At 71.3% G+C, this 21,855-nt stretch carries 17 protein-coding genes; 13 read left to right on the top strand and 4 right to left on the bottom strand.

Going from position 1 to position 21,855, the window contains the following annotated elements; all coding sequences use genetic code 11:
- The first annotated feature begins 115 nt into the window (after positions 1-115).
- The 4 genes from ACIA6T_RS12590 (at position 116) to serA (ending at position 5,473) form a co-directional block, all read left to right on the top strand.
- Positions 116-1,966, top strand: a complete 1,851-nt coding sequence (locus ACIA6T_RS12590) for an acetolactate synthase large subunit (RefSeq protein WP_399446517.1) — start codon at positions 116-118, stop codon at positions 1,964-1,966.
- Positions 1,967-2,001: 35 nt separating this feature from the next.
- Positions 2,002-2,526 carry an acetolactate synthase small subunit gene (gene ilvN / locus ACIA6T_RS12595; RefSeq protein WP_030866294.1) on the top strand — a complete coding sequence of 175 codons (525 nt, stop codon included), beginning with the start codon at positions 2,002-2,004 and terminating at the stop codon, positions 2,524-2,526.
- A 118-nt stretch (positions 2,527-2,644) separates the two neighbouring features.
- Positions 2,645-3,643 (top strand): ketol-acid reductoisomerase, encoded by a 999-nt coding sequence (gene ilvC, locus ACIA6T_RS12600; RefSeq protein ID WP_085571218.1) that lies wholly within the window; start codon positions 2,645-2,647, stop codon positions 3,641-3,643.
- 240 nt (positions 3,644-3,883) lie between these two features.
- Positions 3,884-5,473: a phosphoglycerate dehydrogenase gene (gene serA, locus ACIA6T_RS12605; protein WP_399446518.1), complete on the top strand. Its 1,590-nt coding sequence runs from the start codon at positions 3,884-3,886 to the stop codon at positions 5,471-5,473.
- A gap of 50 nt (positions 5,474-5,523) precedes the next feature.
- On the opposite strand, the gene ACIA6T_RS12610 is transcribed toward serA, so the two are convergent.
- Positions 5,524-7,068, bottom strand: a complete 1,545-nt coding sequence (locus ACIA6T_RS12610; protein WP_399446519.1) for an MFS transporter — start codon at positions 7,066-7,068, stop codon at positions 5,524-5,526.
- Between the two features lie 84 nt (positions 7,069-7,152).
- Here ACIA6T_RS12610 and ACIA6T_RS12615 point away from each other — a divergent pair, with 84 nt between their 5' ends.
- On the top strand, positions 7,153-7,743 hold the full coding sequence (locus tag ACIA6T_RS12615) for a TetR/AcrR family transcriptional regulator (RefSeq protein ID WP_399446520.1): 591 nt from the start codon (positions 7,153-7,155) through the stop codon (positions 7,741-7,743).
- Here ACIA6T_RS12615 and ACIA6T_RS12620 read toward each other — a convergent pair.
- On the bottom strand, positions 7,724-8,974 hold the full coding sequence (locus ACIA6T_RS12620) for a PucR family transcriptional regulator (protein WP_399446521.1): 1,251 nt from the start codon (positions 8,972-8,974) through the stop codon (positions 7,724-7,726). The genes ACIA6T_RS12615 and ACIA6T_RS12620 overlap by 20 nt on opposite strands.
- Before the next feature lie 138 nt (positions 8,975-9,112).
- On the opposite strand from ACIA6T_RS12620, the gene ACIA6T_RS12625 reads away from it, so the two are divergent.
- From ACIA6T_RS12625 to ACIA6T_RS12655, 7 genes are all read left to right on the top strand, one after another.
- Positions 9,113-10,039, top strand: coding sequence for a proline dehydrogenase family protein (locus tag ACIA6T_RS12625; protein WP_399446522.1), 927 nt, complete (start codon positions 9,113-9,115; stop codon positions 10,037-10,039).
- Between the two features lie 168 nt (positions 10,040-10,207).
- Positions 10,208-11,839 carry an L-glutamate gamma-semialdehyde dehydrogenase gene (gene pruA, locus ACIA6T_RS12630; protein WP_399446523.1) on the top strand — a complete coding sequence of 544 codons (1,632 nt, stop codon included), beginning with the start codon at positions 10,208-10,210 and terminating at the stop codon, positions 11,837-11,839.
- A 333-nt stretch (positions 11,840-12,172) separates the two neighbouring features.
- On the top strand, positions 12,173-12,304 hold the full coding sequence (locus tag ACIA6T_RS12635; protein ID WP_106979167.1) for a hypothetical protein: 132 nt from the start codon (positions 12,173-12,175) through the stop codon (positions 12,302-12,304).
- A gap of 67 nt (positions 12,305-12,371) precedes the next feature.
- Entirely contained in the window at positions 12,372-13,415 is a 1,044-nt protein-coding gene (locus ACIA6T_RS12640; RefSeq protein WP_399446524.1) for a 3-isopropylmalate dehydrogenase, read from the top strand.
- Between the two features lie 424 nt (positions 13,416-13,839).
- Positions 13,840-14,928, top strand: coding sequence for a branched-chain amino acid aminotransferase (locus ACIA6T_RS12645; protein WP_399446525.1), 1,089 nt, complete (start codon positions 13,840-13,842; stop codon positions 14,926-14,928).
- 320 nt (positions 14,929-15,248) lie between these two features.
- Positions 15,249-16,853, top strand: a complete 1,605-nt coding sequence (gene cimA, locus ACIA6T_RS12650) for a citramalate synthase (RefSeq protein ID WP_399446526.1) — start codon at positions 15,249-15,251, stop codon at positions 16,851-16,853.
- A gap of 102 nt (positions 16,854-16,955) precedes the next feature.
- A complete protein-coding gene (locus ACIA6T_RS12655) occupies positions 16,956-18,317 on the top strand; it encodes a hypothetical protein (RefSeq protein WP_399446527.1) in 1,362 nt (453 codons plus the stop codon).
- A gap of 541 nt (positions 18,318-18,858) precedes the next feature.
- On the opposite strand, the gene ACIA6T_RS12660 is transcribed toward ACIA6T_RS12655, so the two are convergent.
- Complete coding sequence (locus tag ACIA6T_RS12660; protein ID WP_399446528.1) at positions 18,859-19,467, bottom strand: YceI family protein; 609 nt, start codon at positions 19,465-19,467, stop codon at positions 18,859-18,861.
- Between the two features lie 138 nt (positions 19,468-19,605).
- Here ACIA6T_RS12660 and ACIA6T_RS12665 point away from each other — a divergent pair, with 138 nt between their 5' ends.
- Complete coding sequence (locus ACIA6T_RS12665; protein ID WP_399446529.1) at positions 19,606-20,910, top strand: glycosyltransferase; 1,305 nt, start codon at positions 19,606-19,608, stop codon at positions 20,908-20,910.
- A gap of 52 nt (positions 20,911-20,962) precedes the next feature.
- Here ACIA6T_RS12665 and ACIA6T_RS12670 read toward each other — a convergent pair whose 3' ends face one another.
- Positions 20,963-21,841 (bottom strand): DMT family transporter, encoded by an 879-nt coding sequence (locus ACIA6T_RS12670; protein ID WP_399446530.1) that lies wholly within the window; start codon positions 21,839-21,841, stop codon positions 20,963-20,965.
- Positions 21,842-21,855: the final 14 nt, after the last annotated feature.

The raw sequence follows: 21,855 nt of genomic DNA on the forward strand, positions 1-21,855 counted from the left end.
TCCCCTCGCTTGCCTTACGGCACGAGGGGTTTTTTGTTGCACAGGCACCCGCCGAGCAGCACGCGTGACCCGTACAAACTTCGCAAAAACCCTCAGCATCGAGAAGAGAATGCCGATGACCGAGCAGGCCACCGGGGCCCATCACCCGCAGCCCCGGCCCCGATCCGGAGGACAGTCCGCCCCCGTCGAGCACGTCACGGGCGCACAGTCCCTCATTCGCTCTCTCGAGGAGGTCGGCGCCGACACGGTATTCGGCATTCCCGGGGGCACCATCCTGCCGGCGTACGACCCCCTGATGGACTCCACGCGGGTGCGCCACGTGCTGGTCCGCCACGAGCAGGGCGCCGGCCACGCGGCCACCGGTTACGCCCAGGCCACCGGCAAGGTCGGGGTCTGCATGGCGACGTCCGGTCCGGGCGCCACCAACCTGGTCACCCCGATCGCGGACGCGCACATGGACTCCGTGCCGCTGGTCGCGATCACCGGGCAGGTGGTGTCCAAGGCGATCGGCACGGACGCCTTCCAGGAGGCGGACATCGTCGGCATCACCATGCCGATCACCAAGCACAGCTTCCTGGTCACCAAGGCGGAGGACATCCCCCGGGCGATCGCGCAGGCGTTCCACATCGCCTCCACCGGCCGTCCGGGACCGGTCCTGGTCGACATCCCCAAGGACATCCTCCAGGCGAAGACCACCTTCTCCTGGCCGCCCACCATGGACCTGCCCGGCTACCGGCCCGTCACCAAGCCGCACGCCAAGCAGATCCGCGAGGCCGCCAAGCTGATCACCGCCGCGAAGCGGCCGGTCCTCTACGTCGGCGGCGGTGTCCTCAAGGCCCGTGCCACCGCCGAGCTGAAGGTCCTCGCCGAACTCACCGGAGCTCCCGTCACCACCACCCTGATGGGACTCGGCGCGTTCCCCGACAGCCACGAGCTGCACGTGGGGATGCCGGGCATGCACGGTTCGGTCACCGCCGTCACCGCGCTGCAGAAGGCCGACCTGATCGTCGCCCTCGGAGCCCGCTTCGACGACCGCGTCACCGGCAAGCTGGACAGCTTCGCCCCGTACGCCAAGATCGTCCACGCCGACATCGACCCGGCCGAGATCGGCAAGAACCGCACCGCCGACGTGCCGATCGTCGGTGACGCCCGCGAGGTCCTCGCCGACCTCGTCCAGGCCGTCCAGAAGGAGCACGCCGAGGGCAACCGCGGCGACTACACCGCCTGGTGGAACGACCTGAACCGCTGGCGCGAGACCTACCCGCTCGGCTACGACCAGCCCGAGGACGGCTCGCTCTCCCCGCAAGCGGTCATCGAGCGCATCGGACAGCTGGCGCCCGAAGGCACGATCTTCACGGCCGGCGTCGGCCAGCACCAGATGTGGGCGGCGCACTTCATCCAGTACGACAAGCCCGCCACCTGGCTGAACTCCGGCGGCGCCGGAACCATGGGCTACTCGGTGCCGGCCGCCATGGGGGCCAAGGCCGGCGCCCCCGACCGCGCCGTCTGGGCGATCGACGGCGACGGCTGCTTCCAGATGACCAACCAGGAACTCACCACCTGCGCCCTGAACAACATCCCGATCAAGGTCGCCATCATCAACAACGGCGCCCTCGGGATGGTCCGCCAGTGGCAGACCCTCTTCTACAACCAGCGGTACTCCAACACGGTGCTGCACTCCGGCCCCGGAGCCGGCACCGCCGAGAAGAGCGCCGGCACCCGGGTCCCCGACTTCGTGAAGCTGTCGGAGGCCATGGGCTGCCACGCGATCCGCTGCGAGGACCCGGCCGACCTCGACAAGGTCATCGAGGAGGCGAACTCGATCAACGACCGTCCGGTCGTCGTGGACTTCATCGTCCACGAGGACGCGATGGTGTGGCCGATGGTCGCCGCCGGCACCTCCAACGACGAGATCATGGCCGCCCGGGACGTCCGCCCCGACTTCGGCGACAACGAAGACGACTGAGAGCCGTCAGGACTTTCAAGCAGAGGAAGCAGATCATGTCCAAGCACACGCTCTCCGTCCTGGTGGAGAACACCCCGGGCATCCTGGCCCGGATCGCCGCCCTGTTCTCCCGCCGAGGCTTCAACATCGACTCGCTCGCCGTCGGCGTCACCGAGCACGCCGACATCTCCCGCATCACCATCGTGGTGAGCGTCGAGGAGTTCCCGCTGGAGCAGGTCACCAAGCAGCTCAACAAGCTCGTCAACGTGCTGAAGATCGTCGAGCTCGAACCCGGGCAGGCCGTTCAGCGCGAACTCGTTCTGGTGAAGGTGCGCGCCGACAACGAGACGCGCTCCCAGATCGTCGAGATCGTCCAGCTGTTCCGCGCCAAGACCGTGGACGTCTCCCCGGAGGCCGTGACCATCGAGGCCACCGGCAGCAGCGACAAGCTGTCCGCCATGCTCAAGATGCTGGAGCCGTTCGGCATCAAGGAGCTCGTCCAGTCCGGCACGATCGCGATCGGACGCGGTGGCCGTTCCATCACGGACCGGTCGCTGCGCGCCCTGGACCGGTCGGCGTAGGACCCGTGAGCGGGCGGCCGGGACACGACCGGCCGCCCGTATACCGAGACCGAGAGACTTCCCTTCCCCTCACCGGCATACGGTGGGACGCAACACCTGCACTCAAGGAGATAACCCAGTGGCCGAGCTGTTCTACGACGCCGACGCCGACCTGTCCATCATCCAGGGCCGCAAGGTCGCGGTCATCGGTTACGGCAGCCAGGGCCACGCCCACGCCCTGTCGCTCCGTGACTCGGGTGTCGACGTCCGCGTCGGTCTGCACGAGGGCTCCAAGTCCAAGGCCAAGGCCGAGGAGCAGGGCCTGCGCGTGGTGAGCCCGTCCGAGGCCGCCGCCGAGGCCGACGTCATCATGATCCTGGTCCCGGACCCGATCCAGGCCCAGGTCTACGAGGAGCACATCAAGGACAACCTGAAGGACGGCGACGCGCTGTTCTTCGGTCACGGCCTGAACATCCGCTACGGCTTCATCAAGCCCCCGGCCGGCGTGGACGTCTGCATGGTCGCCCCCAAGGGCCCGGGCCACCTGGTGCGCCGTCAGTACGAGGAGGGCCGCGGCGTTCCCTGCATCGCCGCCGTCGAGCAGGACGCCACCGGCAGCGCCTTCGCGCTGGCCCTGTCGTACGCGAAGGGCATCGGCGGCACCCGCGCCGGCGTCATCAAGACGACCTTCACCGAGGAGACCGAGACCGACCTGTTCGGCGAGCAGGCCGTTCTGTGCGGAGGCACCGCGGCCCTGGTCAAGGCGGGCTTCGAGACGCTGACCGAGGCCGGTTACCAGCCGGAGATCGCGTACTTCGAGTGCCTGCACGAGCTGAAGCTGATCGTGGACCTCATGTACGAGGGCGGCCTGGAGAAGATGCGCTGGTCGATCTCCGAGACCGCCGAGTGGGGCGACTACGTCACCGGCCCGCGGATCATCACCGACGCCACCAAGGCCGAGATGAAGAAGGTCCTCGCCGAGATCCAGGACGGCACGTTCGCCAAGAACTGGATGGACGAGTACCACGGCGGTCTGAAGAAGTACAACGAGTACAAGCAGCAGGACTCCGAGCACCTCCTTGAGACCACCGGCAAGGAGCTGCGCAAGCTCATGAGCTGGGTCGACGAGGAGGCGTAAGTCTTCTCGCCCCGCGACGGTGCCGCCGGTTCCGGGTGCCGTCGCGGGGCTCCGCCCCGGACCCCGCCACTTCCGGGTGATCATTCCGCAGAGGCGCAAGACGACTCGCCCCGCGCCACTAGACTGCTGTACAACAAACGCGTCAGGCCCACAGTGTCGTGCGTCTTCCACGCGGCTAGCACTTCTTCACCGCCTGCGGCCGTCGGGACGGCCGTCCGCATTGGACTTGTGAGGACTCACGTGAGCTCGAAACCCGTCGTACTCATCGCTGAAGAGCTGTCGCCCGCCACCGTCGACGCACTCGGTCCGGACTTCGAGATCCGCCACTGCAACGGCGCGGACCGTGCCGAGCTGCTCCCGGCCATCGCCGAGGTGGACGCGATCCTGATCCGCTCGGCCACCAAGGTCGACGCCGAGGCGATCGCCGCCGCGAACAAGCTCAAGGTCGTCGCCCGTGCCGGCGTCGGCCTGGACAACGTCGACGTCTCCGCCGCCACCAAGGCCGGCGTGATGGTCGTCAACGCCCCCACCTCGAACATCGTGACCGCCGCCGAGCTCGCCTGCGGTCTGATCGTCGCCACCGCCCGCCACATCCCGCAGGCCAACGCCGCGCTGAAGAACGGCGAGTGGAAGCGGAGCAAGTACACGGGCGTCGAGCTGGCCGAGAAGACCCTCGGTGTCGTGGGTCTGGGCCGCATCGGTGCGCTGGTCGCCCAGCGCATGTCCGGCTTCGGAATGAAGGTCGTCGCCTACGACCCCTACATCCAGCCCGCGCGGGCCGCGCAGATGGGCGTCAAGGTCCTGTCGCTGGACGAGCTGCTCGAGGTCTCCGACTTCATCACCGTCCACCTGCCCAAGACCCCCGAGACCGTCGGCCTCATCGGCGACGAGGCGCTGCGCAAGGTCAAGCCGAGCGTGCGCGTCATCAACGCCGCGCGCGGCGGCATCGTCGACGAGGAGGCGCTGTACTCGGCTCTCAAGGAGGGCCGCGTCGCCGGCGCCGGCCTCGACGTGTACGCCAAGGAGCCGTGCACCGACTCCCCGCTGTTCGAGTTCGACCAGGTCGTCTGCACCCCGCACCTCGGTGCCTCCACCGACGAGGCGCAGGAGAAGGCCGGTATCGCCGTCGCCCGCTCGGTGCGCCTCGCCCTCGCCGGTGAGCTGGTCCCGGACGCGGTGAACGTGCAGGGCGGGGTCATCGCCGAGGACGTCAAGCCGGGTCTGCCGCTCGCCGAGCGCCTCGGCCGGATCTTCACCGCGCTCGCCGGTGAGGTCGCGGTCCGCCTCGACGTCGAGGTCTACGGCGAGATCACCCAGCACGACGTGAAGGTGCTGGAACTGTCCGCGCTCAAGGGCGTCTTCGAGGACGTCGTCGACGAGACGGTGTCCTACGTCAACGCCCCGCTGTTCGCCCAGGAGCGCGGTGTCGAGGTCCGGCTGACCACCAGCTCCGAGTCGGCCGACCACCGCAACGTCGTCACCGTGCGCGGCACCCTCTCCGGCGGCGAGGAGATCTCGGTCTCCGGCACGCTGGCCGGTCCCAAGCACGTCCAGAAGATCGTCGCGGTCGGCGAGTACGACGTCGACCTCGCGCTCGCCGACCACATGCTCGTGCTGCGCTACGAGGACCGCCCGGGTGTCGTCGGCACCGTGGGCCGCGTCCTCGGCGAGGCGGGCATCAACATCGCCGGCATGCAGGTCGCCCGCGCGGCGGTCGGCGGCGAGGCGCTCGCCGTGCTGACCGTCGACGACACGGTGGCCGCCGGGGTGCTCGGTGAGCTGGCCGAGGAGATCGGGGCGACGTCCGCCCGGTCGGTCAACCTGGTCTGAGAGTGCCGGGGGCTCTGCCCCCGGACCCCCGTTCGCCCTGAACGGGCTCGTCATCGAACGCCGGACGGGCTGACTCGGTCAGCCCGTCCGGCGTTCTCCGCTCGCCCACGTACCCGGATCCTGCGCAGCCCCACCGCGGCCAGTCCCGCAGCCCCGAGCAGCAGTACCGCCGCCGCGACCGCCGCTCCCCGCATCCCGCTGGTGAACGCCTCCCGTGCCGCCGACGCCAGGGCGTCCCCCGCGCGCCCCGGCAGTTCGGCGGCGACGGCCAGCGCGCTGCCCAGGGTCTCCTGGGCCATCGCGGGGGCCGTGTCCGGGATCTCGTGGCGGTAGACGGCCGTACCGATGGAGCCGAGGGCGGCCATGCCCAGGGCGCCGCCGAACTCCGTGCCGGTCTCCAGCAGGGAGGACGCCGCCCCCGCCTTCTCGACCGGCGCCGAACTCAGGGCCAGGTCGGTGAGCAGGGACATCACGATGACGATCCCCGCGGCCAGCACACCGCACGCGGCCAGCACCAGCCACAGCGAGTCCGTACCGGCCAGGGCCAGCAGCCCGTAGCCGCCCGCCGCGATGACGAAGCCGGCCGTCACGACGTACGCGCGCTCCACGCCCCGCTGGACGAGCCGGCCGGCGACCGGTGCGGCGGCGCCGATCAGCACCGACGGCAGCAGGCTCCACAGCGCGGCCTCCAGCGCGCTCCTGCCGAGGACCGACTGCAGGTACTGGGTGGTGAAGTACGCCGAGCCCATCATCCCGAAGGCCGACAGGGTGTTGAGGACGAGCGCCGGGGTGAAGCCGTGCCCGCGGAAGAGAGCCGGAGAGATCATCGGCGAGGCCGCGGTGCGCTGCCGGTGCACGAACAGCGCCGCGAACAGCAGGCCGACGGTGATCGAGACGACGTAGCGGACGTTCCAGCCCTCGGAGGGCAGTTCCTTCAGGCCGTAGACCACGGGCAGGACCGCCGCCATCGACAGCGGGACGCTCAGCAGGTCGAAGCGGCCGGGGGAGGGGTTCTTCGACTCGGGGAGCAGCACCGGGCCGAGGACCAGCAGCAGGGCCATCGCGGGCAGGTTGACCAGGAAGACCGAGCCCCACCAGAAGTGCTCCACGAGGACGCCGCTCATCACCGAGCCGAGCGCGATCCCGGCCGTCATCACCCCGGACCACAGCCCGATCGCCTTCGCCCGCTGGGCGGGGTCGGTGAACATCGTGCGGACCAGCGCCATCGTGGACGGCATGAGGGTGGCGCCGCCGATGCCGAGGACCGCGCGGGCCGCGATCAGCGTCTCGGCGGTGTGCGCGTAGGCCGCGAGCAGCGAGGCGGCGCCGAAGGCGGCGGCCCCGAAGAGGAGCAGCCTGCGGCGGCCGACGCGGTCGCCCAGCGCGCCCATCGTCATCAGCAGGCCGGCCAGGACGAAGCCGTAGATGTCGAAGATCCACAGCTGCTGGGTGCCGCTCGGTTCCAGGTCGGCGCTGATCTCGGGGATCGCGAAGTAGAGGACGGAGACGTCCATCGAGACCAGCAGCAGCGGGAGCATCAGCACGGTGAGCGCGGTCCACTCGCGGCGGCCGGCGCGGGGCGGGTTCGGTGTCATGCCGGTGACTGTACGCACGTATTATACGCTTGTATAGGACGGTCGTATAAGACGGTCGTATGGAGGGGTGGGTAAGGTGACGCCATGGGACACCGTGAGGATCTGCTGGAGGGCGCCAAGCGCTGCCTGCTCGCCAAGGGCTTCGTGCGCACGACGGCGCGGGACATCGTCAAGGAGTCGGGGACCAACCTGGCGTCCATCGGTTACCACTACGGGTCGAAGGACGCCCTGCTCGCGCAGGCCTACGTGTCGCTCGTCGAGGGGATGGGCGGCGCCTTCGAGGGCGACGGGACCGTGGACGAGACCGCGCCCGGCTCCCTGGAGCGGTTCGAGCGGGTGTGGTCGAACATCATCGGCACCATGAGGGAGCCCGGCTCGGTGTGGCGGCTCAGCATGGAGGTCCTCGCCCTCGGCGACCGGCTCCCCGAGGTCCGCGACCATCTGGCGGCGGCGCAGCGTGAGGCCGGGCGTGGACTGGTCCCGCTGCTGATGGGCGGCCGTGAGGAGGACGTGTCCGACGAGACCGCGGACACGGTCGGCATGTTCTACGTGACCCTCATGACGGGCCTCATCGCCCAGTGGACCTTCGACCCGAAGTCGGCGCCCGACGGCGGGCAGCTCGCCGCCGGTCTGCGCCGGGTGATCGAGGCCGCCGCTAAAGACGCGCGGCCTTGAGCGCCATGTGCAGCAGCAGCCGGTCCTCGCCGTCGTCCAGGTCCAGGCCCGTGAGCTGCTCGATCCGCGACAGCCGGTAGTACAGGGTCTGGCGGTGGACGCCCAGCTCGGCGGCCGTGCGGCCGGCCTGGCCCGCGCGGTCGAGGTAGACCTCCGCGGTGCGGGCGAGTTCGGCCTGGGCGGGGGAGAGCAGGGGGCCGACGACGGGGTCGCGGGCGGCTCCCGGGGGCAGCGCGGTCAGCAGGCGGAACGGGCCGATCGACGTCCACCGGGCGACCGGTCCGAGCCGGGGTTCGGCCAGCGCCGCCCGGGCCGACGCCGACGCCTCGTCCCAGGCCGCGCCCAGTTCGGCGAGACCCGCGCGGGGCGCGGCGATCCCGGCGGCCACCGGGGGTCCGCCCGAGCCCGCCCGCTCCAGCAGCCGTGAGGCCGCCGTCGTCGCCGGGGCCAGTACGTCCGTCGAGCGCAGCCGCAGCAGCAGGGCCAGCGACAGGCCGTCCCCCACCACGTCGAGGGCGGGGGAGGTACCTCCGGCCCCCCACGGCAGGGTGCACAGCGCCGTCGCCCCCGGCACCGTACGCACCGACGGGGCGTCGTCCGGGCCGGCGGAGGGCCAGGGGGCGACACAGACCACCGTGTGCGGACCGTCGGCGCGGCTGCCGAGGGCGGTGCGCAGCTCGGCGACGGCCATCTCCCGCTGCCAGTCCCGCTCCGCCGTCAGCACCGCCCGCAGTTCCCGCGTGAGGTCGGCACCGTGCTGGGCCTCGTCCGCGAGGAGCGCGCCGATCCGGGCCGTCACCCGCATGGCCGCGTCCAGTTGCTGCTCCGAGGGACCGGGGTCGTAGTCGAGCAGCCAGACATAACCGAGGACGACACCCCGATGCCGTACCGGCAGACAGACGCGTCCCCGGTGCACGCCCGCTTCCGGGGTGCGCGGGATGCGGACCGGGCCGGTCGCGCGGGTGATGCCGAAGCCCTCGAACCAGGCGCGGACGGCGGCCGTCGAACGGCGGGTCAGGATCGAGCGGGTGCGCACCGGGTCCAGCGCGGACGGATCGAGGTCGCCCTCGCTGTCGTACGCCCCGAAGGCGATCAGCTCGAAGTCGCGGTTCTCCAGGGTCGCCGGAGCGCCCAGCAGCTCCGAGATCTCGTCCACCAGCTCCTGGTAGTCGTCCCTGTGTTCCGACGTCACCCGGGCATTCTGCCGCAAAATCCCGGAGCCTTCATACATCTGTCTGAGATCTGCGGCACGGATGCGTGACAGCTGTCGATGGCCCACGATCGGGGGCATCCGTAGGTTTCACGGTGGTTCTCCGTGCCGTGCCCGAATCGTCGGGTGACGGCCTCATGCAGCTTGTGGAGGTGCCCCGTGCTGGGTCCCGTGATTCTCGCCGCGTCGCGCAGCGACCGGATGCGACGCCTGATCTCGGCGGCCCCGGTGACCAAGCAGGTCGTCGACCGCTTCATCCCCGGGGAGACCGTCGACGAGGTCCTGCCGATCATCCGGGAGCTCACCGGCAACGGCCTGGAACTCACCATGGACGTGGTCGGCGAGGACATCACCACCCCCGAGCAGGCCGCCGCCGCCCGCGACGCGTACCTGGAGCTGATCGGCCGGCTGGGGCCGCTGGAGCTCGGTACCCGCGCGGAGATGTCCGTGAAGCTGTCGATGTTCGGCCAGGCGCTGGACGGCGGCCACGAGCTGGCCCTCGCCAACGTCCGCCCGGTCGTCGAGGCCGCCGCCGAGATCGGCACCACGGTCACGCTGGACGCCGAGGACCACACCACCCTCGACTCGATGTTCGCCATCCACGAGGAGCTGCGCAAGGACGTCCCGCAGACGGGCTGCGTCATCCAGGCCTATCTCTTCCGCACCGAGGAGGACGCGCGCCGCCTCGCCGCGGCCGGCAGTCGCGTACGGTTGGTGAAGGGCGCCTACAAGGAGCCCGCCGAGGTCGCCTACCAGCAGAAGCACGAGATCGACAAGGCGTACGTGCGCATCCTGCGGACGCTGATGGAGGGCGAGGGCTACCCGATGATCGGGTCCCACGACCCGCGCCTGATCTCCATCACCCAGGAACTGGCCCGCACCGCCGGACGCAAGCTCGACGAGTACGAGTTCCAGATGCTCTACGGCATCCGCGGTGACGAGCACCTGCGACTGGCCGCCGAGGGCCACCGCATGCGCGTCTACACGGCCTACGGCACCGACTGGTACGGCTACTTCATGCGGCGCCTGGCGGAGAAGCCTGCCAACCTGCGCTTCTTCGCGCGGAGCATGATCAGCCGTGGCTGAGACAACTCGGCTGTGCCCCGGCCCCGGCCGGGGGCCCGGGGGGTGTCCCCCGGGAAAGCACAGCATGCGGCGGCTCGCGGAGCAGCCGGCCAACCTCCGGTTCTTCGCCCGCAGCATGATCACCAAGGGCTGACACCACACCGCTCACGACAAGGAGTTACGCCACCCATGGACGCTGTGACCCAGGTCCCCACCCCCGTCAACGAGCCGGTGCACGGCTACGCCCCCGGTACGCCCGAGCGCGCCCGGCTGGAGGCCAAGCTCAAGGAGCTGGCCGACAACCCGATCGACCTGCCCTGCACCATCGGCGGTGAGCAGCGGATGGGCGGCGGCGAGCGTTTCGACGTCGTCCAGCCGCACAACCACAAGGCCCGCCTGGGCACCTACGCCAACGCCACCCGGCAGGACGCCCAGGACGCCGTCGACGCGGCCCTCGCCGCCGCGCCCGCCTGGCGCGCGATGGCCTTCGACGACCGCGCGGCGATCATCCTGCGCGCCGCCGAGCTGCTGGCCGGCCCCTGGCGCGAGACCATCGCCGCCTCCACCATGCTGGGCCAGTCCAAGACCGCCCAGCAGGCCGAGATCGACAGCCCCTGCGAGCTGGTCGACTTCTGGCGCTTCAACGTCCACTACGCGCGCGGCATCCTCGCCGAGCAGCCCCCGGCCAACTCCCCGGGCGTGTGGAACCGCCTCGACCACCGCCCGCTGGAGGGCTTCGTCTACGCGATCACGCCGTTCAACTTCAGCGCGATCGCCGCCAACCTGCCCACCGCGCCGGCCCTCATGGGCAACGTGGTGGTCTGGAAGCCGTCCCCGACGCAGACCCACGCCGCCGTGCTGCTCATGCGGCTCCTGGAGGAGGCCGGGCTGCCCAAGGGCGTCATCAACCTGGTCACCGGTGACGGCCTGGAGGTCTCCGAGGTCGCCCTGAACCACCGCGACCTGGCCGGCATCCACTTCACCGGCTCGACCAAGACCTTCCAGCACCTGTGGAAGACGGTCGGCCAGAACATCGAGAAGTACCGCACCTACCCGCGCCTGGTCGGCGAGACCGGCGGCAAGGACTTCGTCGTCGCCCACCCGAGCGCCGACCCCGCGATCCTCAAGACCGCGCTGACCCGCGGTGCCTTCGAGTACCAGGGCCAGAAGTGCAGCGCCACCTCGCGCGCGTACATCCCGGCGTCGATCTGGAACTCCGGCTTCAAGGAGGAGTTCGCCGCCGAGGTCGACTACATCACCATGGGTGACGTCACCGACCTGTCGAACTTCATCGGCGCCGTCATCGACGAGCGGTCCTTCGCCAAGAACAAGGCCGCCATCGACCGCGCCAAGGAGGACCCGTCCTGCACGATCGTCGCGGGCGGCTCCTACGACGACTCGGTCGGCTACTTCGTCCGCCCGACCGTCATCGAGTGCGACGACCCGGAGAACGAGGTGTTCCGCACCGAGTACTTCGGCCCGATCCTCGCCGTGCACGTCTACGACGACGAGAAGTACGACGAGATGCTGACACAGATGGAGTCGGTGTCCGACTACGCCCTCACCGGCTCGGTCATCGCGAACGACCGCGCGGCGGCGGCGTACACGATGGAGAAGCTGCGCTACGCGGCCGGCAACTTCTACATCAACGACAAGTCGACCGGCGCCGTCGTCGGCCAGCAGCCCTTCGGCGGCGGCCGTGCCTCCGGCACCAACGACAAGGCCGGCGCCCCGCAGAACCTGATGCGCTGGACCCTGACCCGCGCCATCAAGGAGACGCTGGTCCCGCCGACCGACTACGGCTACCCGCACATGGGCTGACGCCCACCCCGACCCCGGACGGGCCAGGTCACCCCCCGACCTGGCCCGTCCGGTGTTTTCGCAGGTGGGGGCGGTGTGACCCGGTCTGCCGTCTCAGATAGTAGGAAGTCCGAGTAATTGTGCAGACAGTCGCGGTCCGCTCCTCTAGTTTTGTAGGAGCCGAACGACTCGCTCGATCGAGCGAACGGCGGTCGTGAGCCGGACCCCGCGCAGGCAACCCCTGCGGTCCGCCGCTCCCCGCCCTCCCGGGGGTCCCTTCCGCGCCCATCAGGCAGTGGGGGAGTCCCGCGCGCCCTTTCCGCGCTCCACGTATGTCGAAGGAGTCGATGACCCATGGCCGAGACGACCGTCCGCCGCCGCGTCCGTCACACCCCCCGCACCAGCGAATCCGACCGCAAGAACGCCGCCGCCGCGCTCCAGCGCGCCCTCGACCGCAGGGACAACGGCGGTTCCACCGGCCACTGACACGCCGGCGGCGTCCGTATGCCGGACACCGCATGTCATCCCGTGGGACGAGGAGTAGGGTGCCCGCATGTCTCGCAGCCTCAATCTCGCAGTGATCCCCGGTGACGGCATCGGCCAGGAGGTCGTGGCCGAAGGTCTCAAGGTCCTCTCCGCCGTCCTCCCGCAGGATGTGAAGCTGGAGACCAAGGAGTACGACTTCGGCGCCAAGCGGTACCACGCCACCGGTGAGACCCTCACCGACGCCGACCTCGACGAGCTGAAGCGGCACGACGCCATCCTGCTCGGCGCCATCGGTGACCCGTCGGTCCCCTCCGGCGTCCTGGAGCGCGGCTTCCTGCTCAAGCTCCGCTTCGCCTTCGACCACCACGTCAACCTGCGTCCGTCGAAGCTCCTCCCGGGTGTCGCCACCCCGCTCGCCGGCCAGCCCGAGATCGACTTCGTCGTCGTACGTGAGGGCACCGAGGGCCCGTACACGGGCAACGGCGGCACCATCCGCAAGGGCACGCCGCACGAGGTCGCCACCGAGGTGTCCGTCAACACGGCCTTCGGCGTCGAGCGCGTGGTCCGCGACGCCTTCGCCCGCGCCCAGGCCCGCCCCCGCAAGAAGCTCACGCTGGTCCACAAGAACAACGTGCTGACCTTCGCCGGCCACCTGTGGACGAACGTCTTCAACAAGGTGGCCGAGGAGTACCCCGAGGTCACCACCGACTACATCCACGTCGACGCCGCGACGATCTACCTCGTCACCGACCCGGCCCGCTTCGACGTCATCGTCACCGACAACCTCTTCGGCGACATCATCACCGACCTCGCCGCGGCCGTCTCCGGCGGCATCGGCGTCGCGGCCTCCGGCAACATCAACCCGGGCCGCGAGTACCCGTCCATGTTCGAGCCCGTGCACGGCTCGGCCCCGGACATCGCCGGTCAGGGCAAGGCCGACCCCAGCGCCACGGTCCTGTCCGTCGCCCTCCTGCTGCGTCACCTCGGCCACGACGCCGAGGCGGCCCGCATCGAGGACGCCGTCTCCGCCGACCTCGCGGAGCGCGGCACTCTGCCCGCCCGCGGCACCTCGGAGATCGGCGACGCGCTCGCCGCACGAGTAGCCGGCTGACCCGGCGCGCTCCCTCGAAAACCGGGGCCCGCCGCCGGACTCCCGCCGGCCCGGCGACGCCTGGCACGCATGCTCGCCGCGTTGCCGAATCGCCCACGTGGCTCCGCCACGAGGGCGCTCCGGCGCCTTGCGATCGCACGCACCAGACGCCGCCGGGCCCGCCCTTCGGGCGGACGACGGGAGTCCGGCGGCAGGCCCCGAAGCCGCCGGGTCGCATCCGCACCCGGCGGCTTCCCCCTGTCCCCGCCGGGTGCCACCATCGACCACCGGGCCGCGTTCACCCTGTTTCCTCCGCCGTCGCCTCCGGGCGATAATCGAACGCGGAGCCGCGGAATGAGGGAATGCTCGGACGTCCTAGTACTGGCCACCGGCCGTACGGGAGTGTGCGCGGCCCGTCACTACAACCGGTGAAGGACAACCACTCATGACGACGCCCACGATCGAGCTCAAGCCCTCGGCGCACCCGCTCTCGGACGCAGAGCGCGAGGCGATCCTGGCCAGCCCCGGGTTCGGCCGCCACTTCACCGATCACATGGTGACGATCAAGTGGACCGAGGGCCGCGGCTGGCACGACGGCCAGCTCGTCCCGTACGCGCCGATCTCCCTCGACCCCGCGACCACCGTCCTGCACTACGCGCAGGAGATCTTCGAGGGCCTGAAGGCCTACCGGCAGCCCGACGGTTCCGTCGCCACCTTCCGCCCCGAGAAGAACGCCGAGCGCTTCCAGCGCTCCGCCAAGCGCCTCGCGATGCCCGAGCTACCGGTCGAGACCTTCATCGAGGCGTGCGACGCCCTCGTCACCCAGGACAAGGCGTGGGTGCCGGCGCACGGCGGCGAGGAGTCCCTCTACCTGCGCCCGTTCATGATCGCGACCGAGGTCGGGCTGGGTGTGAAGCCCGCCAACGAGTACCTGTTCCTGGTCATCGCCTCCCCGGCCGGCGCCTACTTCCCGGGCGGCGTGAAGCCCGTCTCCATCTGGGTCTCGGAGGACCGCGTCCGCGCCGTCCCCGGCGGCATGGGCGACGCCAAGACCGGCGGCAACTACGCGGCCTCCCTGCTCGCCCAGGCCGAGGCCGCCACCAAGGGCTGCGACCAGGTCTGCTACCTCGACGCGGTCGAGCACCAGTGGGTCGAGGAACTGGGCGGCATGAACCTGTACTTCGTGTACGGAGACAAGATCGTCACCCCCACCCTCAGCGGCTCCATCCTGGAGGGCGTCACCCGTGACTCCCTGCTGGGCGTCGCCCGCGACCTCGGCTACGAGGCCGTCGAGGAGCGCGTCTCCGTCGAGCAGTGGCAGCGCGACTCGGAGAACGGCACCCTCACCGAGGTCTTCGCCTGCGGTACGGCGGCCGTGATCACCCCGGTCGGCACGGTCAAGCGGGCGAGCGCCGAGTGGCAGCAGAGCGGTGGCGAGCCCGGCGAGGTCACCATCCGACTGCGCCAGGCCCTCCTCGACATCCAGCGCGGCACCGCCGAGGACAAGCACGGCTGGATGCACCGGCTGGGCTAGGCAGGACCCGTGGGTGAACACATGTCGCCCGCATCCTGAGACGGATCGTGAGCACGGGGGCGGATTGTGCCAGACTGCCCCCGTGCTCTCGTTCGCCACGATTATTGGCAGCAGGCGCGCCGGTCCGCAGTGACCGCACGTACGACACGGTACGGGTGGACACCGTCGTCCTCGACCCGCGCGCAGACCTCTCGCACCCGCGAGAGGTTTTTCTGTTTCCTGGCCCCACCCGCGGCCGGGAACGGGGCGCGAGGGACCATGGGGGAACGGCGGAACCGGTCATTCCGGTAGACCGAGATCAACTCAGGAGCCTTCAGACCATGACCGCAACCAGCGAGCCCGACGACTCGTTCCACGTCTTCGACACCACTCTGCGCGACGGCGCCCAGCGCGAGGGCATCAACCTCACGGTCGCCGACAAGCTCGCCATCGCACGGCACCTGGACGAGTTCGGTGTGGGCTTCATCGAGGGAGGCTGGCCCGGCGCGAACCCGCGGGACACCGAGTTCTTCGCCCGCGCCCAGCAGGAGATCGAGTTCCGGCACGCGACGCTGGTCGCCTTCGGCGCCACCCGCCGCGCCGGCAGCAGCGCCGCGAAGGACCCCCAGGTCAGGGCGCTCCTCGACTCCGGCGCGCAGGTGATCACGCTGGTCGCGAAGTCCCACGACCGCCATGTCGAGCTCGCCCTGCGCACCACCCTCGACGAGAACCTGGAGATGGTCCGCGACACGGTCTCCTTCCTCAAGGGGGAGGGCCGCCGGGTCTTCGTCGACTGCGAGCACTTCTTCGACGGCTACCGCGCCAACCCCGAGTACGCGAAGTCCGTGGTCCGCGCCGCCTCCGAGGCCGGCGCCGACGTGGTCGTCCTGTGCGACACCAACGGCGGCATGCTCCCGGCGCAGATCCAGGCCGTGGTCTCCACCGTGCTCGCCGACACCGGCGCCCGGCTCGGCATCCACGCCCAGGACGACACCGGCTGCGCGGTCGCCAACACCCTCGCCGCCGTCGACGCGGGCGCCACCCACGTCCAGTGCACCGCCAACGGCTACGGCGAGCGGGTCGGCAACGCCAACCTGTTCCCGGTGGTGGCCGCCCTGGAGCTGAAGTACGGCAAGCAGGTCCTGCCCGAGGGCCGGCTGCGCGAGATGACCCGCATCTCGCACGCCATCGCCGAGGTCGTCAACCTCACCCCGTCCACGCACCAGCCGTACGTCGGTGTCTCCGCCTTCGCGCACAAGGCGGGCCTGCACGCCTCCGCGATCAAGGTCGACCCGGACCTCTACCAGCACATCGACCCCGAGCAGGTCGGCAACACCATGCGGATGCTCGTCTCCGACATGGCCGGACGCGCCTCCATCGAGCTCAAGGGCAAGGAGCTCGGCATCGACCTCGGCGGCGACCGCGAACTGGTCGGCCGGGTCGTCGAGCGGGTCAAGGAGCGCGAGCTCAAGGGCTACACGTACGAGGCGGCCGACGCCTCCTTCGAGCTGCTGCTCCGCGCGGAGGCCGAGGGCGGGCCGCTGAAGTACTTCGACGTCGAGTCCTGGCGCGCGATCGTCGAGGACCGCCCCGACGGCACCCACGCCAACGAGGCCACGGTGAAGCTGTGGGCCAAGAGCGAGCGCATCGTCGCCACCGCGGAGGGCAACGGCCCGGTCAACGCCCTGGACCGCGCCCTGCGGGTCGCCCTGGAGAAGATCTACCCGCAGCTCGCCAAGCTGGAGCTGGTCGACTACAAGGTCCGCATCCTGGAGGGCAAGCACGGCACCCAGTCCACCACCCGCGTCCTGATCTCCACGTCCGACGGGGCGGGGGAGTGGTCGACGGTGGGCGTCGCCGACAACGTCATCGCCGCGTCCTGGCAGGCGCTGGAGGACGCGTACGCGTACGGGCTGCTGCGGGCCGGGGTGGAGCCGGCCGCGTAGGAGGCGCCGAGGGCGACGGGTCCGGCGGGTCCGGCGGGGCGGCACCGGAATCCCCGCCGGGCCCGATGTCTGTTTATCGCCCATTTGGGTACTTTTGAACGTATGAAGGCTGCGCCGACGCGTATCCATGTACGTCTGATACGCCTGCTGATCGTGACGGTGGCCGCCGCACTGGCGGTCCTGACGGCCGGCGCGCCCGGGGCGCAGGCGGCCACGGACCTCTCCGAGATCGCCCGCCAACTGCGCGAGAGTCCCGTCTACGTCGACCCCGGGGCCCAGGACATCCTGGCGGAGTCCGACGCCGAGGCCCTCGCCGACAAGATCGAGGACGCGGACGAACCCGTCTTCGTGACGGTCCTCCCGGCGGACTACCCGACGCAGGACCTCTTCCAGAAGCTGCGCACCGAGACCGGCGTCACCGGCCTGTACGGCATCCGCCTAGGCGACCGGTTCGACGCGCGCGCCGACAGCAGCGTGCTCAGCCGCCAGGGCGTGCGGAACCTGGTCCAGTCCGTCCAGGGCACCGGCGACGCCAAGGCCCAGCTGAACGACTTCGTCGACAACGCGCTGCGCAACATCGGCGGCTCCGCGCCGAACTCCTGGAGCGACGGGTCCGGCGGTGGCGTCCCGGTCGGCGGGCTGATCACCGTCGGAGCGCTGGCGGCGGCCGGCGGCGCGGGCATCTACGCCGTGTCCCGCCGCAACCGGCGGCGCCACGAGGAGGAGCGGCGGGCCGCGCTGGAGAAGCTGCGGGTGGTGGTGGACGAGGACATCACCGCGTTCGGCGAGGAACTCGACCGCCTCGACTTCCACCCCGGCGAACGGGGCGCGGACGACGCGATGCGCGCGGACTACGCGCACGCGCTGGACGCCTACGAGAAGTCCAAGTCGTTCATGGCCGCGGCCCGCAAACCGGAGGACGTCCGGGCCGTCACCCAGGCCGTGGAGGACGGCCGCTTCGCCCTCGCCTCCCTCGCCGCCCGGCGTGCGGGGCGCCCGCTGCCGGAGCGCCGCCCGCCCTGCTTCTTCGACCCGCGCCACGGCCCCGCGGTCGCCGACGCCGTCTGGACGCCGCCGGGCGGTGCCGAGCGCGAGGTCCCGGTGTGCGCGGCCGACCGGGCCCGGCTGGCCGACGGACTCGACCCCGCCGTCCGCGAGGTCGACACCGAGTACGGGCGCCGCCCCTACTGGGACGCCGGTCCCGCCTACGGTCCCTGGGCCGGCGGCTACTTCGGCGGCGGTCTGCTGCCCGGCCTGCTCGTCGGCACCATGCTCGGCGGCATGATGGCCGGCCCCGCCTACGCGGCCGACTACGGAGCCGGCTACGGCGACTTCGGCGGCTACGAGGGCGGCGACGTCTCGGGCGCCGACTTCGACGGCGGGGACTTCGGTGGTGACTTCGGCGGAGGCGGCTTCGGCGGCGGGGACTTCGGGGGCGGCGGGGACTTCGGCGGAGGGCTCTGACGCGGACGGGGCGGGGCCGGCCCCTGTCCGGCGCCTTTGCGCCACACGGGTGACGGGATATCCGTCGTCGGGTTCGGGGAGCGCTTTCCAGGGTGACCCGTGATCGCGATCCGCGAGGGCCGGAGCGCCGGGGAACCGCATGGTGATCCGATCGTCGGCCGAACGTTCCGGTTCCCGGTACGAGGCCGACCGGGGCGACGGTACCGGTGTTCGCCTCCCCGTCGACAGGACCGGGAGGTCCGGCGACGGCACCGGACCGGTTCCCGACGCCGGGCGGCCGTCCGCCGCCGACGGTCGCGGGCGAACCGGGTGACCCACCCGCGCAAGGCTTCCTTCCTCCGGCGGGAGGGCCGTCGGCTGCCGGGCGGGTACCGCCTCGCGGCGTCCGCGCTCGTCCCCCCGTCACCCGGAAGCCGCGAGCGCGCGGCGCCGCCGTCCCGCGCCGAGGGGAACGGCGGCCGGACAGGCGTCGGCCCGGACGCCTTGTCGGGCTCCGGGCCGTCGCCGTGGTGGACTCGGGGCCCCGAGGGGCCGGCGAGGCTCACGCCTGCTTGATCGCCGAGATGTCGAAGTTCAGCTTGATCTTGTCGGAGACCAGGACGCCGCCCGTCTCCAGCGCCGCGTTCCAGGTCAGGCCCCACTCGGAGCGCAGGATCTCCGCCTTGCCCTCGAAGCCGACGCGCTCGTTGCCGAAGGGGTCCTTCGCGGCGCCGTTGAACTCCAGGTCGATGGTGAGCGGCTTGGTGGTGCCCAGGATGGTCAGGTCACCGGTGATGCGGTAGTCGTCGCCGCCGAGGGCCTCCGCCTTGGTGGTGCGGAAGGTCATCGTCGGGAACTCGTCCGTCTTGAAGAAGTCGGCGCTCTTCAGGTGGCCGTCGCGGTCGGCGTTGCCGGTCTCGATGCTGTCCATCACCACGTCGATGGTGGCGGTGGAGGCGGCCGGGTCGGTGCCGTCCAGGTGCAGCGTGCCGGTGAAGTCCTGGAAGCTGCCCTTGACGTTGGTGACCATGGCGTGCCGGGCGACGAAGCCGAACGTGGAGTGCGCGGGGTCGATCGTGTACTCGCCGGTCAGCGCGGTCAGGTCCGGGTTCACCGCGGTGGTGGTGGTCGCGGTGGCGGTCTCGTTGTCCTTGCGGCCGAAGATGCCCATGACGTTCCTCCTGAGGAGATGAGGTTTAATGTTCAACTAACCCGACGAGGTCCACCGTAGACCTATTCTCTTTAACTTTCAACATGTTTGGTGAAAGTGGCGGGATTGGGCCGCCGCGACGGGTGGTACCCACCGGTCGTGTCCTCGGTCGCGGTCCTGGTGGAGCTGGTGCGGCACGATACGTCGGGCGGCCAGGTGAAGTGCTGGGAACACTTCGCGCGGAGCGCCGCCCGCCTCACGGAACGCCTGCCCGACGGCTCCGGCGGCACACCCCTCGACCTGACCGTCTACTTCCTCGGCGAACACGAGCGGGTCGAGCCGCTCTCCCCGCACGTCCGGCTCGTCATGCTCCGGCCGGTGCTCAGCTCGGCGGCGACGCGCTCGGCCGACCGCGCGGAGGACGTCTGCGACCTCGCGCCGTACCACCCGCGGCTCGCCGCCCTGCTGCCCCGCCACGACGTCTGGCACCTGACCCACGGCTTCGCCTTCGCCGCCACCGCCGTACGGCTCCACCGCCACGCGGCCCGGCGGCCCGCCCCACGGCCCCGGCTCATCGGCTCCGTGCACACCGACGTACCGCTGCTGGCCTCCGTCTACGCCCGCTATCTGGCCGAACGGTGGCTGCCCGGGAGCCATCCGAGGGTGGAGGACCTGCTCGCGGACCGGGCCGAGAGCGCGCTGCGCCGGCGCCGGGACCGGCTGCTGGCCCCCTGCGAACGCGTACTCGTCCCGACCCCGGAGGGCCGCGCGGAACTCGCCCGCGTCCTCGGGCCGCACCGGGTCGCCCTGCTGCGCCGGGGCGTCGACCACGAACTCTTCCGGCCCGACCCCACCGCACAGGACTGGCTGACGCGCGCGTACGGCATCCCGGACGACCGCCCGCTGGTGCTGTTCGCCGGCCGGCTGGACGCCAGCAAAGGCGTGCCGCTGCTGACCGAGAGCGTCCGGCTGCTGCGCGTCCGGGGCGGCGCCCCGCACCTGGTCATGGCGGGTTCCGGTGCCGAGGAGGACGCCGTGCGCCGCGCGCTCGGCCGGGACGTCACCCTGCTCGGGCCGCTTCCGCAGGACCGGCTGGCACGGGTGTACGCCGGCTGCGACGTCTTCGCCTTCCCGTCCCGTACGGAGACCAGCGGCAACGTCGTCGCCGAGGCGATGGCGTGCGGGCTGGCGGTGGTCCTGCCCGAGGGCGCGCACACCACCCGCTGGCTGGCCGCGCCGGGCCGCGACGGCATCGTCGTCCCGGCCGACTCCCCGTCGGCCTGGGCGGACGCCCTGCACCCGCTGATCGGGCGGCCCGCCGTACGAGAGGCGGTACGGCGCCGGGCCGCGGAGACGTCCAGGACCACCCACCCCACCTGGGACCGCGTACTCGAGGAGGACCTCCTCCCGGTCTGGACCCGGCCGGCCCGTACGCCCCGCCGGGCCGGCTCCCGTACCGCTTGAGCCACCCGGCCCGGGGACACCCGGGCACACGCCGTGGGCGGCCGGGGCCCGGTCACTCGTCAGCGGCTCGGTGCCGGCCGTGTGCCGCCGCGATGACCGGTGACGTGTCCAAGGCCGTGATGCCCGTCGCCACCAGGGCCAGACCCGTCAGCGTCGCCGCCGAGGCCGGCCAGCCCGTGTGGATCGTCTCGTCGAAGAGGAGCATGCCCATGGTCACCGCGACCACCGGTTCCGTCGCGTCCAGGACCGTCATGCTCGCGGCCAGCGGGCCCTGCTGGAAGGCGCTCTGGATGAGCAGCAGGCCGCCCACGCTGGCCGCGACGAGGGCGTAGGTCTGCCAGGTGGCCAGGGCCGTGAGCAGTCCGTGCCGGAGCCGGTCCACCGTCGCGGCCAGCAGGACGGACTGGGTGCCCATCACCGCTCCCGCGGCGAGCGCCGTCGCCGAGGCCCGCCAGGGGCCGGACAGCATCCGCGCGGTCGCGAGCGCACCGCACACCACGGCCGCGACCGCGCCGACGGCCAGCAGCCAGGACAGCGGGCCGGCCGCCCGGGGGTCGCCGCCGTGCGGGCGGGCGGAGAGCAGCGCCAGCGCCAGTCCCGCCGCCACCGCGAGAGTGCCGGACCACTCCCGCCGGCCCAGTCGCAGCCGGTACAGCCGCGCCGACAGCGGGACCGCGAAGACCAGCTCGGCGACGATCAGCGGCTGCACCAGACTCAGCGGCCCGAACGCCAGCGCCAGCGACTGGAATCCGTACGCCACCACGGCCAGCCCGATCCCGCACAGCCACAGGGGATCCCGCGCCAGCCGCCCCAGCAGCCGCGCGGTGAGCGCCTCCGTGTCCGGCCGGGTGGCCGCCGCCCGCTGCTGCAGGACCCCCGCGACGGCGAAACACACACCGGCGGCGAGCGAGGCGAGGACGGCGATCGCCATGACGGAACAGCCCC

This window comes from Streptomyces sp. NPDC051740, from assembly GCF_044453165.1.
Classification (GTDB): domain Bacteria; phylum Actinomycetota; class Actinomycetes; order Streptomycetales; family Streptomycetaceae; genus Streptomyces; species Streptomyces atrovirens.